This is a genomic window from Streptomyces sp. NPDC001514, from assembly GCF_053597075.1.
The window spans coordinates 42693-67974 of sequence record NZ_JBSFHO010000021.1 but is presented as its reverse complement, the minus strand read 5'-3'; the positions used below and the strand labels follow the sequence as shown (position 1 = coordinate 67974).

Genomic DNA, 25282 nt, shown 5'->3' with positions numbered 1-25282 from the left:
CTGCTCCCTCGGCCCCTTAACTACGTGTCGTCCTTCTTCGCTACGCGCCGTCCTTCTTCGCCGCGGCGTCGATGGCAGCCAGCGAGCGGCGCACCTGATTACGGTCCGTGGTGTACCAGAAGTCGGGCAGTGACGCCTTGAGATAGCTGCCGTAGCGGGCCGTGGCCAGCCGCTGGTCCAGCACGGCAACCACACCTCGGTCCCCCGTCGCCCGTACGAGACGGCCCGCGCCCTGCGCCATCAGAAGCGCCGCATGCGTGGCCGCGACGGCCATGAAGCCATTGCCGCCGGCATCCTCGACCGCCTTCTGACGGGCGCTCATCAGCGGGTCGTCGGGGCGCGGGAACGGGATCTTGTCCATGACGACCAGCTGGCAGCTGGGACCCGGGACATCCACGCCCTGCCAGAGCGAGAGCGTGCCGAACAGACAGGTCTTCGGGTCGGCCGCGAAGTTCTTGATCAGTTCGCCGAGTGTCTCCTCGCCCTGGAGCAGGATGGGGAACTCGGGAATACGGGAGCGGAGCTCCTCCGCTGCGAGCTGAGCAGCTCGCATCGAGGAGAACAGACCGAGCGTGCGGCCGCCCGCCGCCTGAATCAGCTCAGTCAGCTCGTCGAGCATGTCACCGCGGTCGCCGTCGCGCGCGGGACGAGCCAGATGTTTGGCGACGTAGAGGATCCCCTGCTTCGGGTAGTCGAAGGGCGAGCCGACGTCGAGGCCCTTCCATACGGGCACGTCCTCGCCCTCCGTGCCCTCCGGGGCCAGCCCGAGCGACGCGCCGACACCGTTGAAATCCCCGCCCAGCTTGAGCGTCGCCGACGTGAGGACCACCGACCGGTCGGCGAAGAGCTTCTCGCGGAGCAGCCCTGAGACGGAGAGGGGTGCGACCCGGAGGGACGCCCCGAAGCGGTCATGGCGCTCGTACCACACGACGTCGTACTCGGAACCGTTGGTGATCCGCTCGGCAACGTCATGGACGGTCTCGACCGAGGCGAGGGCCTGCTTGCGCACGGCGTCCTCGTCCTGGACGGACTTGTCGCGAGTGGAGCCGAGGGCGGAGATGACCGTACGGGCAGCGTCGCGCAGTGCCATCAGCGCGTACCCCAGATCCTCCGGGATCTCCTCCAGACGTCCGGGGAGGGCGAGCTCCATCAGTCGCTCGAAGCCCTCGGCCGCCGTCTGCAGCTGGTCGGCGGCCTTCTCGTTCACGAGCTTGGCGGCACGGCGCACCGCGCGGTTGACCTGGCCGGGAGTGAGCTCCCCCGTGGCGACGCCGGTGACCCGGGAGACCAGCTCGTGGGCCTCGTCGACGATCAGCACCTCGTGCTGGGGAAGCACCGGAGCCCCCTCGATCGCGTCGATGGCGAGGAGGGCGTGGTTCGTCACCACGACATCGGAGAGCTTGGCGCGCTCCCTGGCCATCTCGGCGAAGCACTCCGCGCCGTACGCACACTTGGCGGCGCCCAGGCACTCCCGGGACGACACGGAGACCTGGGACCAGGCGCGGTCGGAGACGCCGGGGGTGAGGTCGTCGCGGTCGCCGGTCCCCGTCTCGTCGGCCCAGTCCCGCATACGGAGCAGGTCCTGACCCAGCTTGCTGGTGGGGGCGGCGGCCTCGAACTGATCGAAGAGGCCGTCCTCCTCTTCCTGCGGAACGCCCTCGTGGAGGCGGTGCAGACAGAGATAGTTCGACCGCCCCTTGAGCATGGCGAACTCGGGTCGGCGGCGCAGCAGCGGATGCAGCGCCTCCACCGTCCGCGGAAGGTCGCGCTCCACGAGCTGGCGCTGCAGCGCGAGCGTCGCCGTGGCCACGACGACCCGCTCCCCGTGGGCCAGGGCGGGCACCAGATAGCCGAGGGACTTTCCGGTGCCCGTGCCGGCCTGGACGAGCAGGTGTGAGCCGTCGTCGATGGCCGCGGCGACGGACTCGGTCATGGTGACCTGGCCAGGCCTTTCCACCCCGCCGACGGCTGCGACGGCGGCGTGGAGGAGCTCGGGGAGGGATGGCTTCGTCATAGGCCGTCCACCCTAATCCGTCGCTCTGACAGTCCCGGACGAGACGAGATCTTGTTACGGGCTGTTCGAGCGGTGGGCTCCGCCGCGGGCCGGGTTCTCAGCCCTTACCTGACGCGGATGACGACGGTGCCGCACACCTTGTCGGCGAAGGTCTGCTTCTTGTCGTCCCACAGCGGCCACAGCCAGCCGAGGTAGCAGGCGAGGCTGTCCAGGAAGTGGGCCAGCTTACGGACGAGGGCCATGCCGAAGCCGACGGTGCTGCCGTCCCGCTCCCGGTGAAGGCTGATCCCGAGGACCTTCTTGCCGATCGTCTGGCCGGTCCTGCCTTCCTTGTAGAGCTGGAAGATGCCCATGCCGAGGGCGTACAGCATGCCGATCATGCCGAGGATCTGAGGGCTGGACGGATCGTCGCTGGTGGCGAGGTCGACGAAGGCCAGCGCGTACATCGGACCCGCGATGATCAGAATGTCGAGCAGGTACGCGCCGACGCGCAGGCCCCAGTGGGCCAGCGGGGGCAGCCCGGCTCCGGGCATGCCCGGCATGCCGGCCGGCGGGTTGGCCCCGTGCGGGTAGGGCTGCTGCTGGGGGTAGCCGTACTGCTGCTGCGGCGGCTGGCCGTACTGGTGCGGCACGCCCTGCGGGGCCTGCTGCGGGTAGCCGTAAGGGGGTTGGCCCTGCGGGGGCTGCTGGCTGTACGGGTTGTTCGGGTCGCCGAAGCTCATGGCGATTTCCCTCCGTTGGTGAATCTGGGACAAAGGCGGTCCGGGCGGAGGGACTTCACATTGTGTGCGGTTTGCTCCCCCAGCAGTGCCGCGCTGCTGCGCGGATCATCGTCGTAGGCTGGAGGGCCCTTTGTCCAGCCGGACAGGTGAGGAGGGCGCGCAGTTGAGCCTGCATCGGTAGCAGTTGTGAACGCCGACAACAGCCGAGCGGGCTCGGTCTCAGCCCCCGGCAAGCGGGTTGGGGACCGTGCCGTGAACGGCGGCGTGCGGACGCTCGGAGCGGTCGCGGTAGCCGTCGAGGTGCAGTCGGTTGCGGTTGAGGCAGAGCCGCTCGATACGCGGCGTGAGCAGGTCGAACGTGTCGTAGCGCTCCTTGAGCCGGGGGAAGCGCGCCTGGTGGCGCAGGATCTCCGCTCGTACGAGGCACCAGAAGTCGCGCTCCGGCACGCCCAGTTGTTCCTCGCAGAGCGGGGCGAGGAATCGGAAGACGCCGACGAAGAGCCCGGAGTGGATGAACTGGGTGAGGAAGGCGGGCTCCTCGGTGAGCAGGATCGCCCGGACCTCGTCGGGCATCCCGTCGTGCTCCGGCAGCGGCCGGGCACTGATGTTCACGTCGTCGACGAAGTCCTTGATCGCCAGCCGTACGGGCACGTCGTGGTCGTCGAAGACGACGATGGCGTTCTCCCCGTGAGGGGAGAAAACGGTGCCGTAGCGATAGAGGAAGTGGAGCAGGGGTGGCAGGAGAGCGGCGAAGAGACGCCGCAGCCACGCGGTAGGAGCGAGTCCGGAGCGCGCGACGAGCTCGGCGGTGAAGGCGCGTCCTTCCGGGTCGGTGTGCAGGAGCGAGGCGAGGGTGCGCGCCCGCTCGCCCGGTGGCAGCCGCAGGGGTTCACGCCAGATGGCGCCGAGGAGCTCCTTGTACTGGTACGGAACCTCGGGCAACCGGTCGTAGTGCGGGTGCTCGACCGTGACGGAGGCGACCTCGCCGAGCAGGATGACGCCGCATTCGTCGCGCAGGAAGGGATCGGCGTCGCGCAGGCCGTGGACCCAGGCGGTGACGGCCGGCGCCGCGAGGGTGCGTTCGGTGGGCAGTCCGCGCCAGACGAGAGTGTTGAGCACGGAGAGCGGGAGCTTGACGGTGTGCCGGTCGGGGCGGCTGGTGTTGAGGAAGGTGCGGACGGACTGCTGGGGAATCCGGAGATCGTTGTCCGTGGTGGTCAGCGGGACGATGTCGCCACTGGCGATGGAGGCACCGTAGAGGGGCAGCAGCACCTGGTCCCACTGCCAGGGATGCACCGGGAGGAGGAGGTAGCTCTCGGGATCGAGGCCGCGGGCACGGAGTTCTGCCGCGTAGGTGTCGCGTACGGCCGCGTCGAGTTCCCGGGCGTAGAGACGGTCGGGGGTGGCGAGCGCGGGCACTCCGCGGTATGTGGCGAGGGTGGTATTGACGGCGATCCAGGGGAGGCGGGTCGGCGTGCGGGCTTCCGGGGCCCAGCGGGCGGCGTCGCGGGCGGAGAAGCCGATGCGGCCCTTGTTGAGGACGAGCCATGGGTGGCCGGTCTGATGGCCTTCGAGTGCCGCGTAGTCGAGGTCGGCGAGCAGGGCTGCGGGGAGAGCGGTGCCGTCGAGCCTGCAGTCGGCCGCGAGTGTCGTGTTCAGTTCGCGGATGAGATGGCCGAGGGTTGCCCCGTCGAGGGCGAGGAGGAGGCGGGCCGCGACGAGGAACCTGAGCGGATCGGTGAGGGGTTCTCCACCGATTTCGATCGAGTCGGGTGCGACGCGCCAACTGCCGTACGCGCCGCGCCCGGCGCGGAAGGTGAGGGTCTCGCCGTCGTCGAGGCGGAGGGTGTAGGGGCCGCGGTCCCGATCGCCGTTGCCGTTGCCGTCGTCATCGCCGTTGCCGTTGCCGTCGTCATCGGCGTTGCCGTGCGGGAGCGGCTCGATGAGTTCCTCGTAGGCGAACTCGCCGATCATTTTGGCGAGAAGGCGGCGGGATGCCCGGCGCCATGTTTCCGGGTTCAGCTCGGGCGGGGTGAGAAGGGCAGGCGGCTCGTCGGAGTCTGGGGTGGCAGGGGACTTCGGCACGGGGACTCCTCGGATGGAACCGATGCGGGGCGAGCGGTGTACGTAAAGCAGCGGGTCGTTCAGAGCAGCTTGCTCAGCGCTCGGTCGCGGACCATGAGCGCGGCTCGCTTGTCGGGGAGGTCGACTTCCGCTGAGAAGCGGAAACCGGCGCTCAGGAACGCGGACACGGAGGGGGTGTTGCGCAGGTCGGGTTCTGCGATGACGCGTGCGCAGCGCGGGCGGTTGTCGAGGACGAGTTCGGCGACGGCGCGGAGCAGCGCGGTGCCGACGCCGCGTCCGCGGTCGGCGACACCGCCGATGAGGATGTGGACGCCGGTGTCATGGGGGCGGGCCGGGTAGTGGCGGGCGAGCGGGTCGAGGTCGGCGCGGTAGATCTCGAAGTAGCTCATGGGCGTGCCGTCGAGGACGCCGAGGCAGGGGATGCTGCGGCCGTCGCCGTCCAGCTGGGGGCGGAGGTGAGCGTTGGTGACCGACTCGGGTCCGGCCAGTTCCCAGAAGGCCGCGACGGCGGGGTCGTTCATCCAGCGGCTGATCAGCTGGAGGTCGCGTTCGATGCGGACGGGGAGAAGCCGGAAGGAACCGAAGGGGGTGGTGGCCGTGCCCCACGAGGCAAGGGAGTCGAGGAGGTCTTCGCGATCGAGTGCCGCGTCGGCGGCATCGGCGGGGGTCCCCTCGTCAGGGACCTGGCATCCGTCGTCCGACTGGTTTTTTCCGAACAGCGCGAGGAGTTCGTCGGGCAGCCGAAGGTCCAGCGTGTCCTCGGTGCTCCCCCCTGAGTGGGAGACGGGGGACGGTCCGGTCTCGGTGCTCGAGTCGGTGGGAGGCATGGAAGGGCGCTCTCCTCTCAGCGGTCAGCGGTTCGGAGGGGTCGATGTCATTCAGGAGTGAAGGGGGTTGGTGATCGTGACGTAGACGGACTGGGTGTCCACGGGGCCGACAAGCTCGTCGAGGCCGTGCAGCCGGGTGAGCAGATTGGCCTTGCAGCGCAGCGTGGGGGTCTCGAGCAACAGCGCCGGCAGCGGTGAGCCGAGTGCGACGGTGGAGGTGAGGAACCGCCGGAGGGCTGCGATCAGTACGCGCTCGTCGGCGAGGCGCTGGGCTCCGAAGGCCCCGATCAGGCCGAGGACGTTGTTGATGCCGAGGTAGTAGGCGAAGCGCTCGTCCGTGACGGAGTCCTGGACGAAAGTGTCGCTTGCGCTGCCGATGCCGGGGAGTCTGCGTTCGAGGGCTGCGCGGTGGGACTCACGGAAGTAGTAGCCCTGGTTGTCGCGGTAGCGGCCGCCGACCGGCCAGCCGTCGGGGCCGAGGATCACCAGCGTGTTCTGCTGGTGGGCTTCGAGGGCGACTCCGGCCTTGCCGTCCAGCCAGAGCACCGGGCGCACCACCTGGTCGAGGTAGCGCAGGAACCACTCGGCGGCGACGGCGCCGCTGGGCCGGCCTGTGCGGATGGCCAGCCGGTTCACGATGTCGGCAAGGCGCGAGTGCATCCGGGGTCGGTCCGGCCAGGGCCGGGGCGCGGTGAGTCCGGCGATGCAGACGGCGTCGTCTCCGGGGCCGAAGGGGTTGTGGCGCAACATGACGTCGAGACCTGGCACGGGCAGACCGCCGGGTGCGTCGACTGCGAGCCAGGCGGGGTCGCGGACGATGTCGAAGCCGGGGTGGGCTGCCTGCCACTGCTCGGCCAGACCGCTACGGAGCAGACGGTGGACCTCCACACCGCGGTGGAGTTCCTTGCGGAGGTTTTCCCGACGGGAGTTGGTGATGCGTACGCCGAGAGAGAGCTTGAGCATGGCGGGGGCGCCGGGCCGGTGAACGGTGCGGACCGATGAGGTGGGGTGCCACGGGTCGCCGCTGGGGCCGAGATCGTGGAGCAGGCCGGCGTCGAGCAGTTCGGTGACGGCGGGACGGTGGCCGAGTTCGCGTGCCTGCCATGGGTGGAGCGGCAATGGCACGGAGTCGGGCGGGAGCCGGAGGTCGCCCGCGAGGCGGTGGGTGATCCGCTCGGCGGGGACAACGCGGCCCTCCTCCATCCAGGCCGAGTCGGTGGCCAGGACACTCCGGTCGACGGCCATCCAGTGGAGCGGAAAGGAGCCGTACAACTCGGGTGAGTAGAGGCGTGCCTCGGCCTCGGAGAGTCCTTCCCGGCTCTTGGGCGTGGGGTGGAGCGGGTGTCCGAGGATCAGCGACTGTTCGGCGGTGAGGAACAGGTCGGCATCGGGGCGCGGGCCGGGGCTCTGCCGGCGGTCGGTGATGAAGTCGGCGGTCCGCCGGAGCGAGTCGGCAACCCTGCCGACGAGTTCCGCGCCTTCGGAAAGTCGCCCGCGGACGGGCTCCTCGCGTCCGGACCCGAGTCGGGTGATTTCGCAGCGGGCGAGCTCCGGCCGGGTGGTCTCGGGGAGGGCGGGGACCTGGCCGGTGCTGCCTGTCTCGCGGGTGAGGAGGGCGGCGACGGTGACGGCGTCGGCCGGCGGGGCATCGTGGGGAGCGCCTTCGAGGGAGGGCGGGCCGAAGCGGTGCCAGCCGGTGGCGGACCAGTAGAGGACGGGGACAAGGAGGGCGGAGCCGCTGGCATCGAGCGGAATACGCAGAGTGCGGCCGTCGGGCCGGGGAAGGTCGTTCTCCCGGACCCAGCAGCGCAGCAGGCTCTCGAGCGCGGCCGCGTCACCCGCGATGTGCGGGTCGGGGTGGTCGAGCGGGTCGGGCGCCACGGCACCGGACCGGGCCGAGAGCGGGACCGGGTCCGCGCCTGATCCGCCCATCGCCGGGGACGCCGACGCGGGAATGGCGGCGCCCGAGGTGGGGGTCGGGGCAGTCCGCTCGCCGGGGGACCCCGACAGCTGTCGCGGCACCGTCGCCTGCCCGACCGTGAGGGGACCTCGCGTACCGCTCTGCACTCCGGGGTGGGCGGTGGGGCGGCTGTCGGGCTCGGGGACGTCGGGTGCGGGAGTGGGGTTCACGGGGGACTTCCTTGTGATGTCGTCCGGGATCAGGAGACGGGATCAGTGAGCCGGTCCGGTTTCGGTCCGGCGGCGGGGGGAGCGTTCGGCCGCTGCCAGGGCGTCGGCGAAGCGGTCGAGGACCGCCATGGCCTGTTCGTCGGTGAGGGTGAGAGGCGGCAGCAGGCGGACAACGCCCGAGTGGCGGCCGCCGAGTTCGACGATGAGCCCGCGGCGCAGGCATTCCTGCTGGACGGCGGCGGCGAGGGCGGTGTCGGGCGGTGGGGCAGCCGCGTGCGGGGCGTCGAGGTCGGGGTCGACGAGTTCGACGCCGATCATGAGGCCGCGGCCGCGTACGTCGCCGATGCAGCGATGGGTCGCGGCGAGGCCCTGGAGCCGGCCGAGCATGCGGGCGCCGAGGGTGGCGGCCCGTTCGGCGAGGCGGTTCTCGCGGACGTAGGCGAGGGTGGCCGCGCCCGCGGCCATGGCGAGCTGGTTTCCGCGGAACGTCCCGGCGTGGGCTCCGGGTTGCCAGGCGTCGAGACCCGAGCGGTAGACGATGACGGCCAGGGGAAGGGAGCCGCCGATGGCCTTGGACAGGACCATCACATCGGGGACGATTCCGCTGTGCTCGACGGCCCAGAAGGTTCCGGTGCGGCCGACGCCGGTCTGTACCTCGTCGGCGATCAGCGGAATGGAGCGGGACGCGGTGATGTCGCGCATCCGTCGCATCCAGGCGTCGGGCGCCGGGATGACTCCGCCCTCGCCCTGCACCGGTTCCAGGATCATTCCGGCCGGGGCGGGGACGCCGCCCTTGGGGTCGTCGAGGAGGTTCTCGGTCCAGCGTGCGGCGAGTTCGGCACCGCGCTCGCCGCCGATCCCGAAGGGGCAGCGGTAGTTGTGCGGGTAGGGCAGCCGCGTCACACGTACGCCTGTGGCGCCGCCCGAGACGTCGAGGGCCCCGGCGGTCATGCCGTGGTAGGCGCCGGTGAAGGCGAGCAGTCCCGTACGGCCGGTGGCGATGCGGACGAGTTTGAGGGCGGCTTCGACGGCGTCGGTGCCGGCCGGTCCGCAGAACTGGATGCGGGCGTTGTCGGCGAGCTCGCGCGGCAGGGTGGCGAACAGCTCCGTGGTGAAGGCGTCCTTGACCGGGGTGGCGAGGTCGAGGACGTGCAGGGGTGCACCCGAGTCGAGTACCTTCCTGATCGCTTCCAGGACGACGGGGTGATTGTGACCGAGGGCCAGGGTGCCCGCGCCCGAGAGGCAGTCGAGGTACCGGCGACCGTCGGCCCCCTCGATCGTCAGTCCCCTGGCCCGTACGGGAACGATCGGGAGCGAGCGCGCATACGTACGGGCCGACGACTCACGGAGCGACTGGCGCCGGAGGATCCCTTCGTGCGCGGCGGGCTGCGCCACCGGGGCAGGTTCGGTCACGGCCACTGCTCTGTGTCCTCCAGCTGTCACAGTTGCGTTCCACGTCGGTACGGAGCTCCTGCGCCGCACCGCGGGGCTGAACGCTGACCTTGTGTCGCCCGTACGTACCAACGACGACGGCCCCAAGGGATCACGGTTCTCCGGAAGATCGTTACGGCGCGGGGAACCGCGCACCTGCCGTACACCGTCCCCATCGGCACCGGCATAGTGGGGGGCTGCACTTCCGGCACCGGGCAGGGTCGCCCGGTGTGCGACGGCAGTTCGTTTCAGCAGGTACGCAACTCATGAAGTCCCAGGGGGATCACGACATGCGACTCAATCGCCCGACCTTCGCAGCACGCCGTGGGAGGAGCGCCGGTCGCAGAACTCCGGCGTTCGCTGCGGCTGCTGTCGCCGCGGCACTCGCGCTGACGGCCACGGCCTGCGGTCCGAGCGAGGACAACGCGGGAGGCACGCCCAGCGCGAGCGCCCCGTCCGCCGACGACAAGATCACGATCCCGGACGATCTCAAGGACCGGCTCAAGGAGCACGGGATCGACCTGGACAAGTGGAAGAACGGCGAGTGGAAGAACTGGGACAAGGAGACCTGGCTGCGTGAGGCCAAGGACTACGTCAACCCGATCATCGAGGACCTCTGGGACCCGGACCGGATGCGGGACGCCGAGCAGCCCGACAAGCCGGTCGAGGAGGAGGACATCTCCGGTGACGACGGTGTCACCGACCCGACGCCGCAGCCGGTCAAGGCTCAGGCCGTGAAGTCCCCGTACCACGACAACGTGGCCGAGGCGGGGAAGGTCTTCTTCGACGGACCTCAGGGTTCGATGGTCTGCTCCGCGACCGTCGTGAAGGACCCCGCGAACCCCGGCAAGTCCAACCTGGTGTGGACGGCCGGCCACTGCGTGCACGCGGGCAAGGAGGGCGGCTGGTACCGCAACATCGCCTTCGTTCCCTCGTACAACGACGACGCCAAGTCCGCCGCCGAGCAGAGGAAGCCGACGAAGGAGGAGATCGCTCCGTTCGGCGTCTGGTGGGGCGACTGGGCGCAGACCTCCGAGCAGTGGATCTCCCAGGGTGCCGCGACGGGCGGACAGGGTGCGCCGTACGACTTCGCGGTGATCCATGTGACCCCGGAGAAGGGCAGCACGGGCAAGTCGCTGGAGGAGACGGTCGGTTCGGCCCTTCCGGTGGAGTTCAACGCCCCGGCCGCACCGAAGATCAGCAGCATGACGGCGACGGGCTACCCGGCGGCGCCGCCGTTCGACGGTGAGCGGATGTTCCAGTGCGAGGACCGGCCGGGCCGGCTGTCCCTCAAGGCCGACCAGCCGACGATATACCGCATCGGTTGCACGATGACCGGCGGTTCGTCCGGCGGCGGTTGGGTCGCGGCCGGCAAGGACGGCAAGCCCGCGCTGGTGTCGAACACGTCCATCGGCCCGGTGACGGCGGGCTGGCTGGCGGGACCGCGGCTCGGTCCCGAGGCCAAGGGCATCTACGACGCGGTCAGCAAGAAGTTCGCAGGCCGATAGCCGTCAGCAGCCGGTTCAGCGAGCGACGTCTCGCTCGTCGATGGGGGCCTCCGGAGCCAGCCCGGAGGCCCCCTCGCGCTTCCGCTCCGCGCCCCCTCCCCCGCACTGATGCCTCGTCAGCCACCGGTCCATGCCGCGAAGGGCTGCGCGTGGAGACTCCGTGCAGGTGGATACCCCCGACAACTGGCATGGGCATTACGTGAATAAAGTGGGGGCCGCACCACGGGCGGTCCGCTGACGACCGCCCTTTCGCGTGCCCGTCACGTGACACGTTCATGGCAATTCACATCAGGGGGGCTCGTTTCCATGCGATCCATACGTCCGCTGCTGGTCGCCACCGGCCTCGCCGCGGTCCTCTCGCTGACGGCCACGGCCTGTGGCCCGAGTGAGAACAGCGCGGCCGACAAGCCCGCCGCATCCGCGGGCGGCGGCGGTGACGCCGCCCTCCCCGCCGACCTGGCCGACAAGCTCAAGGAGCACGGTGTCGACCTGGACAAATGGAAGAACGGCGAGTGGAAGAACTGGGAAAAGGACAAGTGGCTTCGTGAGGCCAAGGACTTCGTCAACCCGGTGATCGAGGGCCTCTGGAAGCCCGAGCGGATGAAGGAGGCCAAGTCCCCACAGAAGACCATGGCCGCCGGTGACATCTCGGGCGACCAGGGCGTCACGGACCCGGAACCGGCCCCCGTGAAGGCCGTGCCGGAGCAGAAGCCGTACCACAAGAACGCGGCGCCGGTCGGCAAGGTGTTCTTCGACGCCCCCGAGGGCACGATGGTCTGCTCGGCCACCGTGATCAAGGACCCGAAGGCCCCCGGCAGGTCCAACCTCGTCTGGACCGCCGGCCACTGCGTGCACGCAGGCCAGGCGGGCGGCTGGTACCGCAACATCGCCTTCGTCCCGGCCTACAACGACCTCGGCAAGTCCTCGGCCGAGCTGGAGAACGCGAAGCCGCAGGAGATCGCCCCGTACGGCGTCTACTGGGCGGACTGGGTCTCGACCTCCGCCGAGTGGATCACCCAGGGCGGCCCGACGGGCGGCGGGGGTGCCCCGTACGACTACGCCGTGATGCACGTCAAGCCCGAGACCGGCGGCAAGTCCCTCGAGGAGACCGTGGGCATCGCCCTCGACGTCAACTTCGACGCCCCCGAGGCGAAGGACATCGAGGCGATGGGCGCCTGGGGCTACCCGGCCGCGCCGCCGTTCGACGGCCTGCTCATGCACAAGTGCGTCGACCGTCCCGGGCGGCTGTCCATCAGCCCCGGTACGCCGACGATGTGGCGCATCGGATGCACGATGACCGGCGGCTCCTCCGGTGGCGGCTGGTTCGCCGAGCAGCCGAACGGCAAGCTGGCGCTGGTCTCCAACACCTCGATCGGCCCTGTGACGTCCGGCTGGCTGGCCGGACCACGCCTCGGCGAGGGTGCCAAGGAGATCTACACGACGATGAGCGGCAAGTTCGCGGGCCAGTGACCCCGCACGCTCGTCGGCACCCGTGAGTCACGAGTGAATCGCCGAAGGCCCGCCCCCTCACCTGGAGGGGGCGGGCCTTCGGCGTGTCCCACGGCGCCGGTCGGCGCCCGGCCAACGGCGGATCAGTGGCCGGTCAGCGGGTCGCCGGCACGTACGGTCCGAGCGCCGCGGCCAGTTCCTCATGGACGCGCGCCTTGAGCAGCGTGCCCTCGGAGGTGTGCTCCTCGGAGAGCACCTCCCCGTCGGCGTGCACCCGTGAGACGAGCGCGCCGTGCGTGTACGGCACGAGGGCCTCGATCTCGACCTCGGGACGCGGCAGTTCGGCGTCGATCACCGCAAGCAGCTCGTCGATGCCCCGGCCCGTCCGGGCCGATACGGCGATCGCGTGCCGCTCGATCCGCAGCAGACGCTGCAGCACCAGCGGATCGGCCGCGTCCGCCTTGTTGATGACCACGATCTCGGGCACGTCCAGCGCGCCGACGTCGCGGATCACCTCGCGCACGGCAGCGAGCTGCTCCTCCGGAGCCGGGTGCGAGCCGTCCACCACGTGCAGGATCAGATCGGACTCGCCGACCTCCTCCATGGTGGAGCGGAACGCCTCGACCAGGTGGTGCGGCAGATGCCGGACGAATCCGACGGTGTCCGCCAGCGTGTAGAGCCTGCCGCTCGGGGTCTCGGCCCGGCGCACGGTCGGGTCCAGGGTGGCGAACAGCGCGTTCTCCACCAGGACGCCGGCGCCGGTGAGGCGGTTGAGCAGCGACGACTTGCCTGCGTTGGTGTACCCGGCGATCGCGACCGACGGGACCTTGTTCCGCCGGCGCTCCTGCCGCTTGATCTCGCGGCCCGTCTTCATCTCCGCGATCTCCCGGCGCATCTTCGCCATCTTCTCGCGGATCCGTCGCCGGTCCGTCTCGATCTTGGTCTCACCGGGGCCTCGGGTGGCCATGCCACCGCTACCGCCACCCATCTGCCGGGACAGCGACTGACCCCAGCCCCGCAGTCGGGGCAGCATGTACTGCATCTGTGCCAGCGCCACCTGCGCCTTGCCCTCTCGGGACTTGGCGTGCTGGGCGAAGATGTCGAGGATCAGGGCGGTACGGTCGACCACCTTGACCTTGACGACGTCCTCGAGCTGGATCAGCTGGCCAGGGCCGAGCTCACCGTCGCAGATCACGGTGTCGGCCCCGCTCTCGAGCACGATGTCGCGCAGCTCCTGCGCCTTGCCCGAGCCGATGTACGTGGCCGGGTCCGGCTTGTCACGGCGCTGGATGACGCCGTCGAGCACAAGGGCACCTGCCGTCTCCGCGAGCGCGGCGAGCTCCGCGAGGGAGTTCTCCGCGTCCTGCACGGTCCCCGAGGTCCAGACGCCGACCAGCACCACGCGCTCCAGGCGCAGCTGCCGGTACTCGACCTCGGTGATGTCCTCGAGCTCGGTGGAGAGGCCCGCCACACGCCGCAGTGCGGCACGCTCGGTGCGATCGAACTGATCGCCGTCCCGCTCTCCGTCGATCTCGTAGCTCCAGGCGACGTCCTCTTCCATCAGGGCATCGGCCCGAAGGCTCTCGGTGCGGTTCGTGTCCGCGAAGCTCTGCGCGTTCTTGGAAGGGGATGAAGAGGAGGTCATTGGATCCTTACGTCGATGGAAATACGGTACGGAAAGTACGGTACGCCCGTCACAACGCGTGACGGACCGGAAAGATTCCCGAGAGACTCCGGCAGAGGCCACGGCCCGACAGGACAACGGCCCGGCGGCACCGCCCGATGTGTCGATGGTCGCACGGTGCCACCACGGCCGTCACCCCGGTTTTACCCACCGGCCCCCGGTCGACCCTCGGGCCCGGTTTCGCCGCCGGGCCACCAGGTCGCCGGTGCCCCGGTGCCCCGGTTACCGCCTGGCCTTCGGTGCCACGCTGCGCCAGTCGGCGTGCCCCGGCATCTGCGGGGTCTTCTTCCCGTACAGCCACTCGTTGAAGAACGCGGACAGGTCACGCTTGGCGACCTTCGATGCGAGCTTCGTGAAGTCCGCCGTCGTCGCCGTCCCGTCCCTGTGCTCGGCGACCCAGAGCCGCTCCAGCATCTCGAAGGCACTCTTCCCGATCTCCTGCCGGAGCGCGTACAGCACCAGCGCACTGCCGTCGTAGACCACCGGCCGGAACAGTCCGATCTGCTGGCCCGGCTCCGCCGGCTTCGGAGCCGCGGGCGGCCCGCCCGCCGCACGCCAGTCGTCCGAGTGCGTGTACGCATAGCGCATCCGCTGCTCCAGGGACTCCTCCCCGTACTCCTCCGCGTACAGGGCCTGGTACCAGGTGGCGTGTCCCTCGTTGAGCCAGAGATCCGACCAGCCGCCCGGCGTGACGCTGTTCCCGAACCACTGATGAGCCAGCTCGTGGACCATGATCGAGTCGACGTACCACTTGGGGATCTCGGGGCGTGTGAAGAGCGACCGCTCGAAGAGCGAGAGCGTCTGTGTCTCCAGCTCGAAGCCGGTGTCGGCAGCGGCGATCAGCACACCGTACGTCTCGAAGGGGTAGCGCCCGACCTTGCCCTCCATCCACTCGATGTGCGCGGGTGTCTTCTTGAGCCAGGGTTCGAGGCTGTCGCGGTCGGCCGTCGGTACGACGTCCCGTACGGGCAGCCCGTGCGGGCCCTGGCGGTGGACGACGGACGACTTGCCGATGCTGACCTGGGCGAGCTCGGTCGCCATCGGGTGCCGGGTGCGGTAGAGCCAGGTCGCGGTCGCACCGGCCCGGGCCTTCGCCTCGAACAGTCCGTTGGCCACGGCCGTCAACTCGGCCGGGGCCGTGATGCGGAATGTGAAGTAGGCCTTGTCGGCCGGATGGTCGTTGCAGGGGAAGACGCGGTGGGCGGCATCGGCCTGGTTCGCCATCGCCAGCCCGTCGGCGGTGCGGACCCAACCGCCGTCGCCCGCCTTGCCCTTCGGGTCGCTCGTGTGGGTGATGGTGATCCTCAGCGGTGCACCTGCCGCGACCGCGCCGCCTGCGGGCGCGATCACGAGGTCCTCACCGGCGGTCGCGAACTCGGCACTGCGGCCGTTCACTTCGACCGTCCGCACTGTGCCGCGGGTGAAGTCGAGGTTGATCCGCTCCAGGCGCTCGGTCGCCCGCGCGTCGATCTTCGTGACGGCATCCAGGGGCTTGCTGTTCGAGCCGTGGTAGGTGAACGCGATGTCGTACGTGAGGACGTCGTACCCCGGATTACCGAGGTGCGGGTAGAGCGGATCGCCGATGCCGAGAGGTACGGGTTCGGGCGCGGGCAGTGCGGCGGCCACCAGGGTGACCGAGGCGGCGGCGAGCAGGGCGGCTCGCAGGCGTCGAGAGGTGAGCAGCATGCACCACCGCTACCAGTGCGATGATCCTGTACGTCGACGGCGCGCTCCGCGCCCACCCGAACGGGTCCCGGCGGCAGCGGCCGACCGCGGCAGGGCATCCGCGAGGGAACATCCGCGACGGGGCGTCCGTCCGCGGATTCCGCGACAGGCGTCCGCGCCGCGGATCAGGTCGTGCCCGCCGGATGCTGCGCACGGCTCACGTCGTACACCCCGGCCACGTCGCGCATCGCCCGCATCAGCCCGGGAAGCCCGGCCGCGTCCGGGAGCTGCAGGGTGTACGTGTGCCGTACGCGCTGCTCGCTCGGCGGCTCCACCGTGGCAGCGACGATCGCCGCGCCCGCCGTCGCGATGACTTCGGTGAGATCCGCGAGCAGCCGCGGCCGCCCGAACGATTCGGCGATGAGCGTGACCCGGCACTCGGCCGCCTCGCCCCAGCGCACACCGATGGGCGCCCGCCCCAGTCCCTGCATCCGGGCCACGGCCGGACACCCCACGCGGTGCACGGTGACAGCACCGCCGCGCACCGCGAAGCCGGTGACCGCGTCGGGCGGTACGGGAGTGCAGCAGCCCGCGAGACGTACGGTCGCGCCCGGCAGGTCGGTCACCGCGTTCGCGGCGGCGCGGCGGCCTGCGCTGACGGCCGTGGCCATGGGCGCACGGGGCGCGGCGGCGGGCGGCTTCGCACCTTCCGGGTGCTCGGCCAGCCAGCTGCTGATGGCGATCCGTGCGGCGGGCGTACGGGCGTGGTCGAGCCATTCGGGTGACGGACCCGATGCGGCGTCGTGGGCGAGCAGCAGTTGCACCGTGTCGCCGTCGCCCAGCTGGGTGCTGAGCGTGGCGAGTCTGCCGTTGACGCGGGCGCCGATACAGGCGTGCGCCTCCTCGCCGTACTGCGCGTACGCGGCGTCCACGCAGCTCGCCCCGGCGGGGAGGCCGAGCGTGCCGCCGTCGGCGCGGAAGACGGTGATCTCGCGGTCCTCGGCGAGGTCCGCCTGCAGCGAGGTCCAGAAGGTGTCGGGGTCGGGGGCGGATTCCTGCCATTCCAGCAGCCGGGAGAGCCAGCCGGGCCGGGTCGGGTCTGCGCGCTCGCCGTCGGCGTGCTCCGGCTGTTCCGAGCGCCGGGCCTCGCCCAGGTCGGGGCCGTCCGCCTCGGGGCCGTCCGTCGCCGCGTACGGATTTCCGAGGGCGATCACGCCCGCCTCGGCGACCTTGTGCATCTGGTGGGTCCGGATGAGGACTTCGGCCACGGCGCCGTCGGGTCCGGCGACAGCGGTGTGCAGCGATTGGTAGAGGTTGAACTTGGGGGCGGCGATGAAGTCCTTGAACTCCGAGATCAGCGGGGTGAAGCAGGTGTGCAGTTCGCCGAGGACCGCATAGCAGTCGGCGTCCTCACCGACGAGGACGAGCAGCCGTCCGAAGTCCGTCCCGCGCAGCTCGCCGCGCTTGAGCCGGACGCGGTGCACGGAGACGAAGTGGCGGGGCCGGATGAGGACTTCGGCCTGGATCCCGGCTTCCCGCAGCACGGTCCGTACGCTCTCGGCGATGGCTGCGAGCGCGTCGGCCGCGTCGGCGTTCTCCGCGATGAGCGCACGCGTCCGTTCGTACTCCTCGGGGTGGAGGATCGCGAAGACCAGATCCTCCAGCTCGGTCTTGAGGGCCTGCACGCCGAGCCGTTCGGCGAGCGGGATGAGCACGTCCCTGGTCACCTTGGCGATGCGGGCCTGTTTCTCGGGGCGCATCACGCCGAGCGTGCGCATGTTGTGCAGCCGGTCGGCCAGCTTGATCGACATGACCCGGACGTCGTTGCCGGTGGCGACGAGCATCTTGCGGAAGGTCTCGGGTTCGGCCGCGGCCCCGTAGTCGACCTTCTCGAGTTTGGTGACGCCGTCGACGAGGTAGCAGACCTCGGCGCCGAACTCGGTTCGTACCTGATCGAGCGTCACCTCGGTGTCCTCGACGGTGTCGTGGAGCAGTGATGCCGTCAATGTCGTGGTCTCTGCGCCCAGTTCGGCCAGGATGAGGGTCACGGCGAGCGGATGCGTGATGTACGGCTCGCCACTCTTGCGGAACTGGCCACGGTGCGAGGACTCGGCGAGGACGTACGCCCGGTGCAGGATGGCGAGATCGGCGTCGGGGTGGTGGGCGCGGTGCGCCTCCGCGACGTGGCCGATCGCGTCGGGGAGCCGGTCCCTTGCCGCAGGACCGAGCAGCGCGGCCCGGCCCAGCCGACGGAGGTCGATCCTCGGGCGGCCGCGCCGGCGACTGGGCGCATCAGGGTTGGTGGCCTCTGCACTCATGGGGCACCTCCGGCAGCGTCGACCGGCGGTGGGAGGAGCAGGCTTGCCCTCCGGGCCGGTGCTTGATGCTACCGAGCCCACCACGTGGCGGAGTCCGCCTCTCGCTCAGCGTGAACCGGATCACCCATTCGAGCGAAGCCCTATGCGACTGCCGTTTGGCTGTCCGACGCGTCCGGGCCGCTTCGCGCAGTCGGACCGGACCCGCTCCCGCCCATCATGCAGGGCCGATCAGGCCGGGTTCATCGGGCCCGGTCGATCAGGCCGGGCTCATCGGGCCTGGTCGATCAGGCCGGGGGCGATCCACCCCTCGGCGACGATCCTGGCCGGGCCGGTCATCTCGATCTCGCCGTCGGGGTGCTCGGTGATCACCAGGCGCCCGCCGGGAAGATCCACCGTGTACGTCACCGGGACCCCGGTGACGGCCGGGTCGGCGCCGTCCCTGCGCGCCGCCGCGACGGCGACGGCGCAGGCGCCCGTGCCGCACGAACGGGTCTCGCCGGAGCCGCGCTCGTGCACACGCATGGCGACATGACGCGGGCCGCGGTCGACGACGAACTCGACGTTCACCCCTTCGGGATACACCTCGGCCGGGGAGTAGGCCGGCACGGATCGCAGGTCGCCCGCGTGGTCCAGATCCTCGACGAAAGCGACCGCGTGCGGATTGCCCATGTTCACATTGCGGGCGGGCCAGCTGCGGCCGCCGACGCTGACCGTGACGCCGTCCTCGGGGAGGACGGCGCGGCCCATGAAGACCGTGATGTCGCCCGCGGTGGAGCCGCTGTCGGACACAGCCTTGTCGATGTGCACCCGCTTCACACCGCCGCGCGTGGCGACCGCGAGATCGCCCGCGTCGACCAGGCCGGCGTGCTGCAGATAACCGGCGAACACCCGCACGCCGTTGCCGCACATCTCGGCGATCGAGCCGTCCGCGTTCCGGTAGTCCATGAACCATTCGGCCTCGCCGGCCTGGGAGCGCGCCTCGGGGTGGGCGGCGGAGCGCACGACGTGCAGCAGGCCGTCCCCGCCGATACCCGCGCGACGGTCGCAGAGCGTGGCGACGACGGATGCGGGCAGCTCGATCGCATTGTCCGGGTCCGGGACGATCACGAAGTCGTTCTCGGTCCCGTGGCCCTTGAGGAAGGCGATCGGCGAGGTCTTGGAGATGGTCACTTCCCCATCGTACGGGGCGGCTCCGACACCCCGCGGGGCCGGGCGATCGCCGGGTCCGGCACTCAGCGGAGCCGGGCGACCCGCCACACCGCGAGTGCGACCAGCGCGCCCACGACGACGACGTACAGCGCGATCACGCGCCAGTCGGGCCGTTCGCCCGAGCCGCGCGCGGGCAGTCCCGGCCAGGTGTGGCCGACCCGGCGGGCGGCCATCATGCCCCAGCCGGCGGCGCAGCTGCTGATCAGCAGTCCGAGCATGGCGACGACCGCGCCCCCGTCCCCCGAGCCGAAGGCGAGGGGGAACGCGAACATGAGCGAGCCGACGGCCGCGAGTCCCACGATGGGGGCGAGCTGCCAGATCCTCAGTCGGCGCTGCGGCCGGAGCTCGACCTCGACCTCCTCGCCGATCACGACCCCGGTCTCGGCGTCGTCCAGGGGCAGGTCCAGCGTGACGTCCAGAGCGTCGTCAGGACCGTCCGGGCTCAGACGCGGTGCGTCCTGCCGTGCTTCCTGATCTCTTTCGCGAGGGCCGGCCTCCATCGCCACGCGCCCTCCCAACTCGGACTCCACTGGTGGATCGATGCTTGATGATGGCATGGCCCCGGCCGCCGGAATGACGGGCTGGGCGTCCCGATGCCATCACGTGATCAGGCTGTGACCGCTCGTTCGACCAACGCCAGGGCACGCCCCGGCAGTTCCGGGCGGTCGGCGACGGCCCCGCTCAGCCAGTGGACGCGCGGGTCGCGGCGGAACCACGAGTCCTGACGGCGCGCGAAGCGTTTGGTGGCGCGTACGGTCTCGGCGCGCGCCTCGTCCTCGGTGCACTCCCCCGCGAGCGCCGCGAGCACCTGCTGGTAGCCGAGCGCACGGGACGCCGTGCGCCCCTCGCGCAGCCCCTGCGCCTCCAGGGCGCGCACCTCGTCGACGAGCCCCGCCTCCCACATGCGGTCCACGCGCAGGGCGATGCGCTCGTCGAGCTCGGGGCGCTCGACGTCGACGCCGATCTGGACGGTGTCGTACACGGCGTCATGGCCGGGGAGGTTCGCGGTGAAGGGCTTGCCGGTGATCTCGATGACCTCCAGGGCGCGGACGATGCGGCGGCCGTTGCTGGGGAGGATCGCGCGGGCCGCGTCGGGGTCCGCGGCGGCGAGCCGTGCGTGCAGGGCTCCGGAGCCGCGCTCCTCCAGCTCGGCCTCCAGGCGCGCGCGCACCTCGGGGTCGGTGCCGGGGAACTCGAGGGCGTCGATCGCTCCGCGTACGTACAGCCCGGAGCCGCCGACGAGGACGGGAGTGCGCCCCTCGGCGAGCAGCCGGTCGATCTCCGCCCGGGCCAGCTTCTGGTACTCGGCGACGCTCGCCGTCTCCGTGACGTCCCAGATGTCGAGGAGGTGGTGCGGGATGCCCTCGCGCTCCTGCGGGGTCAGTTTGGCGGTGCCGATGTCCATCCCGCGGTAAAGCTGCATCGAGTCGGCGTTGACCACCTCGCCGCCGAGCTGCTGGGCCAGATGGACTCCCAGATCGGACTTTCCGGCCGCAGTGGGACCGACGACGGCGATGACCCGCGGTGCGGGGGCTGCACTTCTCACTTCCCCAGTCTCGCAAACCGCGCGGGCCGTCCCCGAACGAGCTACGTGACGGCATACGCCTGGGGTCGTTGCCTGTTGCGAGGTTCCTGCCGCCGGTTTCCGAACCGGCGCCCCCGGGCGGCGCAATGGGACGCTCCGGGCGGGGCGGAATTTCGCCCACACGAGTACGCTATGGAGCAGATATGGGCGTTTTTGCAAGGTTTCGCCGGAATGGCAAGGGAACTGCCGAGGCGTCAACCGAGGAGGGCTCGGCCGGCACTCTGACGGCCGAATCCGGTTCCGAGGGCGAGGCTGCGGCCGACACCGGGTCCGATTCCGGGGCGGCGTCCGCGGAGGCGCCCGAGGCGGCAGCGGTCGCTTCGGTTTCCGCGTCCGAGGAGGCGGGGGCACCCGCCTCGGAGAGCGTGGAGATTCCGAAGCAGCAGTCCGCCGAGGAGGCCGCGGACAACGAGGCCGGAGAGGGCGCCCGGAAGTAGATCCCACGAGAGATCCCACGAGCGAAGGTGACCCATGGGCTTCCTGGACACGCTGAAAACCAAGCTCGCCCCCGCCAAGGACAAGGTCTCCGACTTCGCGCACCAGCACGGGGACAAGATCGAGAAGTTCGAGCACGGTCTGGAGAAGGCGGCGCAGAAGGTCGACCACCGGACCAAAGGCAAGTACAGCGACAAGATCGAGTCGGGCACCGGCAAGGCCAAGGAGGCACTGGACCGTCTCGCCCACAGGGACGAAGGCACCGAGCGGAAGGACGAGGGGACGATGCCCCCGGCCTCCTGAGACAGTGCCGCGCCGACGCGACGAGGCGTGGGCGGAGCAACGGCGGACGGCCGCGGAGCGAAGGGCTTCGCGGCCGTCCGCCGTTCGCGGTCAGTGGTCAGTGGTCAGTGGTCAGTGGTCAGTGGCCACTGACCACTGGTCCTCCTGGGCCGTGGACTGTCAGCAGTACGACGGCCTGCTCACACCGGCAGGCTCTCAGGACCAGGCGGCCACGAAGTAGCCGACGCCGTACGGAGCGTCCTCGTACAGCAGCTGCCCCGCCAGATCCGTGCCCTCGGCGGCGCCCGCGAGCACCTGCCAGGGAGCGCGGCCCGCCACCTTCAGTTCGTACGCAAGTGAGCCATCCAGCGCCTTGAGCGCCGCGGTGTCCGCCGCGCCCAGGGCCCGGGCCGCCCCGGCGTCGAAGGCGGCGGCACGCTCGTCCAGATAGCCGGGCGCCTTCAGGGTGCGGCAGGCGCTTCCGTCGCCCATGACCAGCAGCGCGACGCGCGGCGCCAGGGCGGCGAGCTCACGGCCGGTCTCCGCGCAGCGCTCCGCAGCCAGCTCCTGGTCGACGCCGAGGCCCTCGACCGGGGCATCGGCCCAGCGCACCCGTTCGAGCAGCCAGGCGGCGACGGCGAGCGACGCGGGAAGCGGGCGCTCGGCCGCCCCGGAGCCGGGCGCGCCGGGCGCCTTGGAGCCGGGTTCCCCAGAACCGGGCTCCCCGAGACGTACCCCGACATCGACCCCGAAGCCCTTGAAAGAGCCCCGTGCACCCTGGGGATACGAGCCCTGCTCGTCGCCGTCGGCCGGGCCGACCACGACCAGCCGGTCCGGCCGCGACGCGGCGAGCACGCTCAGCGCATCCGCGCACGCGGTCCTGGCGGCGTCGAGCTCGGGTGCGGCGCCGGAGGCCACGTCGGGCACGAGGAGCGGAGGGCTGGGGCAGACGGCGGCGGCGACGAGCATGATCGCAGCCTAGTGGCTGGGGGCCTGTCTTGTGGATCGGCTGGATCGGGTGGATCGGACCGGATCAGGGAGCGGCTACGCCGCGGTCAGCCGACCGCCGAGCAGCCGCCCGTCGCGGCCGGGAGCGGCGCCGGGACGCCGATCGTCGGGATGCCCAGCATGACGCCCGCCGGCTGGGCCGGAGCGGCGTTGCGCTTCTCCCACGCGTCGCCGGCACGGGTGCGCCGTACCGTCGTCGTCGGGCCCTCGGCCAGCAGGTGGTGCGGCGCCGCGTAGGTGATCTCGACGATGACGACGTCGCCGGGACGCACCTCGGTATCGGGCTTGGTGAAGTGCACGAGGCGGTTGTCGGGGGCGCGGCCCGACAGGCGGTGGGTGGCGCCGTCCTTGCGGCCCTCGCCCTCCGCGACCATGACCTCCAGGGTCCGGCCGACCTGCTTCTTGTTCTCCTCCCAGGAGATCTCCTCCTGAAGCGCGACCAGCCGCTCGTAGCGTGCCTGGACGATCTCCTTGGGGATCTGCCCCTCCATCTCGGCGGCCGGGGTTCCGGGCCGCTTGGAGTACTGGAAGGTGAAGGCCTGCGCGAACCGTGCCTCGCGCACGACGTGCAGGGTCTGCTCGAAGTCCTCCTCGGTCTCGCCGGGGAAGCCCACGATGATGTCGGTCGAGATCGCGGCGTGCGGAATCGCGGCGCGGACCTTCTCGATGATGCCGAGGTAACGGTCCTGCCGGTACGAGCGGCGCATCGCCCTGAGCACCGTGTCCGAGCCGGACTGGAGCGGCATGTGCAGCTGCGGCATCACGTTCGGGGTCTCCGCCATCGCCGCGATCACGTCGTCCGTGAAGTCGCGCGGGTGCGGCGAGGTGAAGCGGACCCGCTCCAGACCCTCGATCTTCCCGCAGGCCCGCAGCAGCTTGCTGAACGCCTCGCGGTCGCCGATGTCGGAGCCGTACGCATTGACGTTCTGGCCGAGCAGGGTGATCTCGGAGACGCCCTCGGCGACGAGCGCCTCGACCTCGGCGAGGATGTCGCCGGGCCGGCGGTCCTTCTCCTTGCCGCGCAGGGCGGGGACGATGCAGAACGTACAGGTGTTGTTGCAGCCGACGGAGATGGAGACCCAGGCGGCGTAGGCGGACTCGCGGCGCGTCGGCAGCGTGGAGGGGAAGGCCTCGAGCGACTCGGCGATCTCGACCTGTGCCTCTTCGAGGACGCGGGCGCGCTCCAGCAGGACCGGCAGCTTGCCGATGTTGTGCGTACCGAAGACGACGTCGACCCAGGGTGCCTTCTTGACGATGGTGTCGCGGTCCTTCTGGGCCAGACAGCCGCCGACGGCGATCTGCATCCCCGGGCGGGCTGCCTTCATCGGGGCGAGCCGGCCGAGGTTGCCGTACAGCCTGTTGTCGGCGTTCTCCCGCACCGCGCAGGTGTTGAAGACGATGACGTCGGCCTCGCCCTCGCCGGTGCCTTCGGGCGCACGCACATAACCGGCATCCTCCAGCAGGCCCGAGAGCCGCTCGGAGTCGTGGACGTTCATCTGGCACCCGTAGGTGCGCACCTCGTATGTTCCCTTGACGTCCACTGCTTCGCTCCGGTCGCTGCTGGTCATTCCTCCAGGGTAAGGGGGCGTCGGCGGAGCTCTGTCCCCGAGCCGGGCGGCGGCATCGGGCGGCGGGGATCCGGCGTCAGGACCGTTCGGTCGCGGGCTCCCCGCCCGGGCCTTCCGGGGCCTCGATGGACCAGGTGAGCTCGCCGTCCCGGACGCCGCAGACGGTTGAACGTTGCACCGTATGGCCTCCGGCAAGGGGGGCCTGGCCATCACCAGGAGTGAGCTGGCAGGATCGCGGCCATGTCCCCCGCACTCCCCCGCCTCACCCGACGCCGCCGCCGCGCCCTCCAGGGGTCCGCCGTGCTCGCCGTGGTGTGCGGGCTGCTGCTGTGGTGGCTGCTCCCCGTCGGGGAGAGCTCTCCGAGCGGGCGGCTCATCTTCAGCACGGGTGTGAAGACCGGCGTCTACCAGCGGTACGGCGAGCTCCTGGAGGGCACGCTCGCGCGCGATCTGCCCCGGGTCTCGGTGGATCTGCGGACCAGCGAGGGCTCCCAGCAGAACCTCGCCCGGGTCGCGAGCGGCGAGGCCGACTTCACCATCGCCACAGCCGACGCGGTGGCGAAGTACCAGCGGGACGTCAGGCCCGGCGCGAACCGGCTGCGCGGCTGCGCCCGGCTGTACGACGACTACGTACAGCTCGTGGTCCCGCAGAGCTCGTCGGCGCGGACCCCGGCCGATCTGCGCGGCAAGCGGGTCGGCGTCGGCCAGGCGGGATCTGGTGTCCGGCTGATCGCCGAGCGCGTGCTGAACGCTGCGGGCCTGGACCCCGCCAAGGACATCACTCCGGTCTCCGCCGGGATCGACACCATGCCGGACCTGCTGGAGCGGGGCGAGCTGGACGCCTTCTTCTGGTCGGGCGGGCTGCCCACCAGCGCCGTACAGACACTGTCCGAGCGCTTCCCCATCGGTCTGCTCCCGCTGGACGACGACCTGATCGACCGGCTCCATGACGAGGGGGGCGCGGCGACGCGCTACTACCGCTCGGCAGTGGTGCCCGCCGACGCCTACCCGAACATGGCGGGCGGTGCCGCTCCGGTGGAGACCGTCGCCGTCGCGAATCTGCTGGTCACCACGACCGACGCGGATTCGGAGCTGACCGAGCGCCTCACCCGCACCGTGATCAACAGCCGGGACCGGATCGGACGGGAGGTGCACCCGGCGCAGCTCGTGGATCTGCGGACGGCGATCTACACGGACCCGCTTCCCCTGCACGAGGGCGCGCGGCGGTACTTCCGCTCGGCCAAGCCATAGCCCGCCGCTTCGGCACGGCCGTTGGGCCCGGCCGGCCGAATGCCCAGACCCTCCGAAGAGCGAGCCCCCCGAAGACCCAGGCCGGCCGCAGGCCCGCCGAGCCGCCGGCCC

General features: G+C 70.8%; 19 protein-coding genes. 5 read left to right on the top strand and 14 right to left on the bottom strand.

Annotation, left to right across the window (positions count from 1 at the left end; genetic code table 11):
• Nucleotides 1–40: 40 nt before the first annotated feature.
• The 6 genes from ACWCXB_RS22375 to ACWCXB_RS22350 form a co-directional block, all read right to left on the bottom strand.
• Nucleotides 41–2014 (bottom strand): ATP-dependent DNA helicase, encoded by a 1974-nt coding sequence (locus ACWCXB_RS22375; protein WP_450725215.1) that lies wholly within the window; start codon nt 2012–2014, stop codon nt 41–43.
• Nucleotides 2015–2118: 104 nt separating this feature from the next.
• Complete coding sequence (locus ACWCXB_RS22370; RefSeq protein ID WP_450725214.1) at nt 2119–2736, bottom strand: RDD family protein; 618 nt, start codon at nt 2734–2736, stop codon at nt 2119–2121.
• A 219-nt stretch (nt 2737–2955) separates the two neighbouring features.
• Nucleotides 2956–4821, bottom strand: a complete 1866-nt coding sequence (locus ACWCXB_RS22365; protein WP_450725213.1) for an IucA/IucC family protein — start codon at nt 4819–4821, stop codon at nt 2956–2958.
• A gap of 59 nt (nt 4822–4880) precedes the next feature.
• Entirely contained in the window at nt 4881–5648 is a 768-nt protein-coding gene (locus ACWCXB_RS22360) for a GNAT family N-acetyltransferase (RefSeq protein WP_450725212.1), read from the bottom strand.
• Nucleotides 5649–5699: 51 nt separating this feature from the next.
• Nucleotides 5700–7778: an IucA/IucC family protein gene (locus ACWCXB_RS22355; protein ID WP_450725211.1), complete on the bottom strand. Its 2079-nt coding sequence runs from the start codon at nt 7776–7778 to the stop codon at nt 5700–5702.
• Between the two features lie 42 nt (nt 7779–7820).
• Complete coding sequence (locus ACWCXB_RS22350; protein ID WP_450725210.1) at nt 7821–9197, bottom strand: diaminobutyrate--2-oxoglutarate transaminase family protein; 1377 nt, start codon at nt 9195–9197, stop codon at nt 7821–7823.
• A 302-nt stretch (nt 9198–9499) separates the two neighbouring features.
• Between ACWCXB_RS22350 and ACWCXB_RS22345 the strand changes: the two genes are divergently transcribed.
• Both ACWCXB_RS22345 and ACWCXB_RS22340 read left to right on the top strand, forming a co-directional pair.
• Nucleotides 9500–10717 (top strand): trypsin-like serine peptidase, encoded by a 1218-nt coding sequence (locus ACWCXB_RS22345; protein ID WP_450725209.1) that lies wholly within the window; start codon nt 9500–9502, stop codon nt 10715–10717.
• A gap of 306 nt (nt 10718–11023) precedes the next feature.
• A complete protein-coding gene (locus ACWCXB_RS22340) occupies nt 11024–12187 on the top strand; it encodes a trypsin-like serine peptidase (protein WP_450725208.1) in 1164 nt (387 codons plus the stop codon).
• Nucleotides 12188–12320: 133 nt separating this feature from the next.
• Here the strand turns inward: ACWCXB_RS22340 and hflX are convergent, their stop codons facing one another.
• From hflX to miaA, 6 genes are all read right to left on the bottom strand, one after another.
• Nucleotides 12321–13811, bottom strand: coding sequence for a GTPase HflX (gene hflX / locus ACWCXB_RS22335; protein WP_450725207.1), 1491 nt, complete (start codon nt 13809–13811; stop codon nt 12321–12323).
• Nucleotides 13812–14072: 261 nt separating this feature from the next.
• Nucleotides 14073–15536 (bottom strand): M1 family metallopeptidase, encoded by a 1464-nt coding sequence (locus ACWCXB_RS22330; RefSeq protein ID WP_450725206.1) that lies wholly within the window; start codon nt 15534–15536, stop codon nt 14073–14075.
• A 164-nt stretch (nt 15537–15700) separates the two neighbouring features.
• On the bottom strand, nt 15701–17833 hold the full coding sequence (locus ACWCXB_RS22325) for a RelA/SpoT family protein (protein ID WP_450725205.1): 2133 nt from the start codon (nt 17831–17833) through the stop codon (nt 15701–15703).
• 267 nt (nt 17834–18100) lie between these two features.
• Nucleotides 18101–19003, bottom strand: a complete 903-nt coding sequence (dapF, locus tag ACWCXB_RS22320; protein ID WP_450725204.1) for a diaminopimelate epimerase — start codon at nt 19001–19003, stop codon at nt 18101–18103.
• Between the two features lie 62 nt (nt 19004–19065).
• Nucleotides 19066–19542 (bottom strand): hypothetical protein, encoded by a 477-nt coding sequence (locus ACWCXB_RS22315; protein WP_450725279.1) that lies wholly within the window; start codon nt 19540–19542, stop codon nt 19066–19068.
• A 107-nt stretch (nt 19543–19649) separates the two neighbouring features.
• A complete protein-coding gene (miaA, locus tag ACWCXB_RS22310) occupies nt 19650–20588 on the bottom strand; it encodes a tRNA (adenosine(37)-N6)-dimethylallyltransferase MiaA (RefSeq protein WP_450725203.1) in 939 nt (312 codons plus the stop codon).
• Between the two features lie 182 nt (nt 20589–20770).
• Between miaA and ACWCXB_RS22305 the strand changes: the two genes are divergently transcribed.
• Both ACWCXB_RS22305 and ACWCXB_RS22300 read left to right on the top strand, forming a co-directional pair.
• Nucleotides 20771–21064, top strand: a complete 294-nt coding sequence (locus ACWCXB_RS22305) for a hypothetical protein (RefSeq protein ID WP_450725202.1) — start codon at nt 20771–20773, stop codon at nt 21062–21064.
• Nucleotides 21065–21098: 34 nt separating this feature from the next.
• Complete coding sequence (locus tag ACWCXB_RS22300; RefSeq protein WP_450725201.1) at nt 21099–21365, top strand: antitoxin; 267 nt, start codon at nt 21099–21101, stop codon at nt 21363–21365.
• A gap of 195 nt (nt 21366–21560) precedes the next feature.
• Here ACWCXB_RS22300 and ACWCXB_RS22295 read toward each other — a convergent pair whose 3' ends face one another.
• Together ACWCXB_RS22295 and miaB are read right to left on the bottom strand one after the other, a co-directional pair.
• Complete coding sequence (locus tag ACWCXB_RS22295) at nt 21561–22313, bottom strand: class III extradiol dioxygenase subunit B-like domain-containing protein (protein WP_450725200.1); 753 nt, start codon at nt 22311–22313, stop codon at nt 21561–21563.
• Between the two features lie 86 nt (nt 22314–22399).
• A complete protein-coding gene (gene miaB, locus ACWCXB_RS22290; RefSeq protein ID WP_450725199.1) occupies nt 22400–23920 on the bottom strand; it encodes a tRNA (N6-isopentenyl adenosine(37)-C2)-methylthiotransferase MiaB in 1521 nt (506 codons plus the stop codon).
• 240 nt (nt 23921–24160) lie between these two features.
• Here miaB and ACWCXB_RS22285 point away from each other — a divergent pair, with 240 nt between their 5' ends.
• Nucleotides 24161–25171 carry a TAXI family TRAP transporter solute-binding subunit gene (locus ACWCXB_RS22285; protein WP_450725198.1) on the top strand — a complete coding sequence of 337 codons (1011 nt, stop codon included), beginning with the start codon at nt 24161–24163 and terminating at the stop codon, nt 25169–25171.
• Nucleotides 25172–25282 lie beyond the last annotated feature (111 nt).

Bases quoted from the DNA above. Each gene is read 5' to 3' on its own strand.
- ACWCXB_RS22375 (WP_450725215.1), bottom strand. From the start codon at position 2,014: ATGACGAAGCCATCCCTCCCCGAGCTCCTCCACGCCGCCGTCGCAGCC.
- ACWCXB_RS22370 (WP_450725214.1), bottom strand. From the start codon at position 2,736: ATGAGCTTCGGCGACCCGAACAACCCGTACAGCCAGCAGCCCCCGCAG.
- ACWCXB_RS22360 (WP_450725212.1), bottom strand. From the start codon at position 5,648: ATGCCTCCCACCGACTCGAGCACCGAGACCGGACCGTCCCCCGTCTCC.
- ACWCXB_RS22345 (WP_450725209.1), top strand. From the start codon at position 9,500: ATGCGACTCAATCGCCCGACCTTCGCAGCACGCCGTGGGAGGAGCGCC.
- ACWCXB_RS22340 (WP_450725208.1), top strand. From the start codon at position 11,024: ATGCGATCCATACGTCCGCTGCTGGTCGCCACCGGCCTCGCCGCGGTC.
- hflX (WP_450725207.1), bottom strand. From the start codon at position 13,811: ATGACCTCCTCTTCATCCCCTTCCAAGAACGCGCAGAGCTTCGCGGAC.
- ACWCXB_RS22330 (WP_450725206.1), bottom strand. From the start codon at position 15,536: ATGCTGCTCACCTCTCGACGCCTGCGAGCCGCCCTGCTCGCCGCCGCC.
- ACWCXB_RS22325 (WP_450725205.1), bottom strand. From the start codon at position 17,833: ATGAGTGCAGAGGCCACCAACCCTGATGCGCCCAGTCGCCGGCGCGGC.
- ACWCXB_RS22315 (WP_450725279.1), bottom strand. From the start codon at position 19,542: ATGGAGGCCGGCCCTCGCGAAAGAGATCAGGAAGCACGGCAGGACGCA.
- ACWCXB_RS22305 (WP_450725202.1), top strand. From the start codon at position 20,771: ATGGGCGTTTTTGCAAGGTTTCGCCGGAATGGCAAGGGAACTGCCGAG.
- ACWCXB_RS22300 (WP_450725201.1), top strand. From the start codon at position 21,099: ATGGGCTTCCTGGACACGCTGAAAACCAAGCTCGCCCCCGCCAAGGAC.
- ACWCXB_RS22295 (WP_450725200.1), bottom strand. From the start codon at position 22,313: ATGCTCGTCGCCGCCGCCGTCTGCCCCAGCCCTCCGCTCCTCGTGCCC.
- miaB (WP_450725199.1), bottom strand. From the start codon at position 23,920: ATGACCAGCAGCGACCGGAGCGAAGCAGTGGACGTCAAGGGAACATAC.
- ACWCXB_RS22285 (WP_450725198.1), top strand. From the start codon at position 24,161: ATGTCCCCCGCACTCCCCCGCCTCACCCGACGCCGCCGCCGCGCCCTC.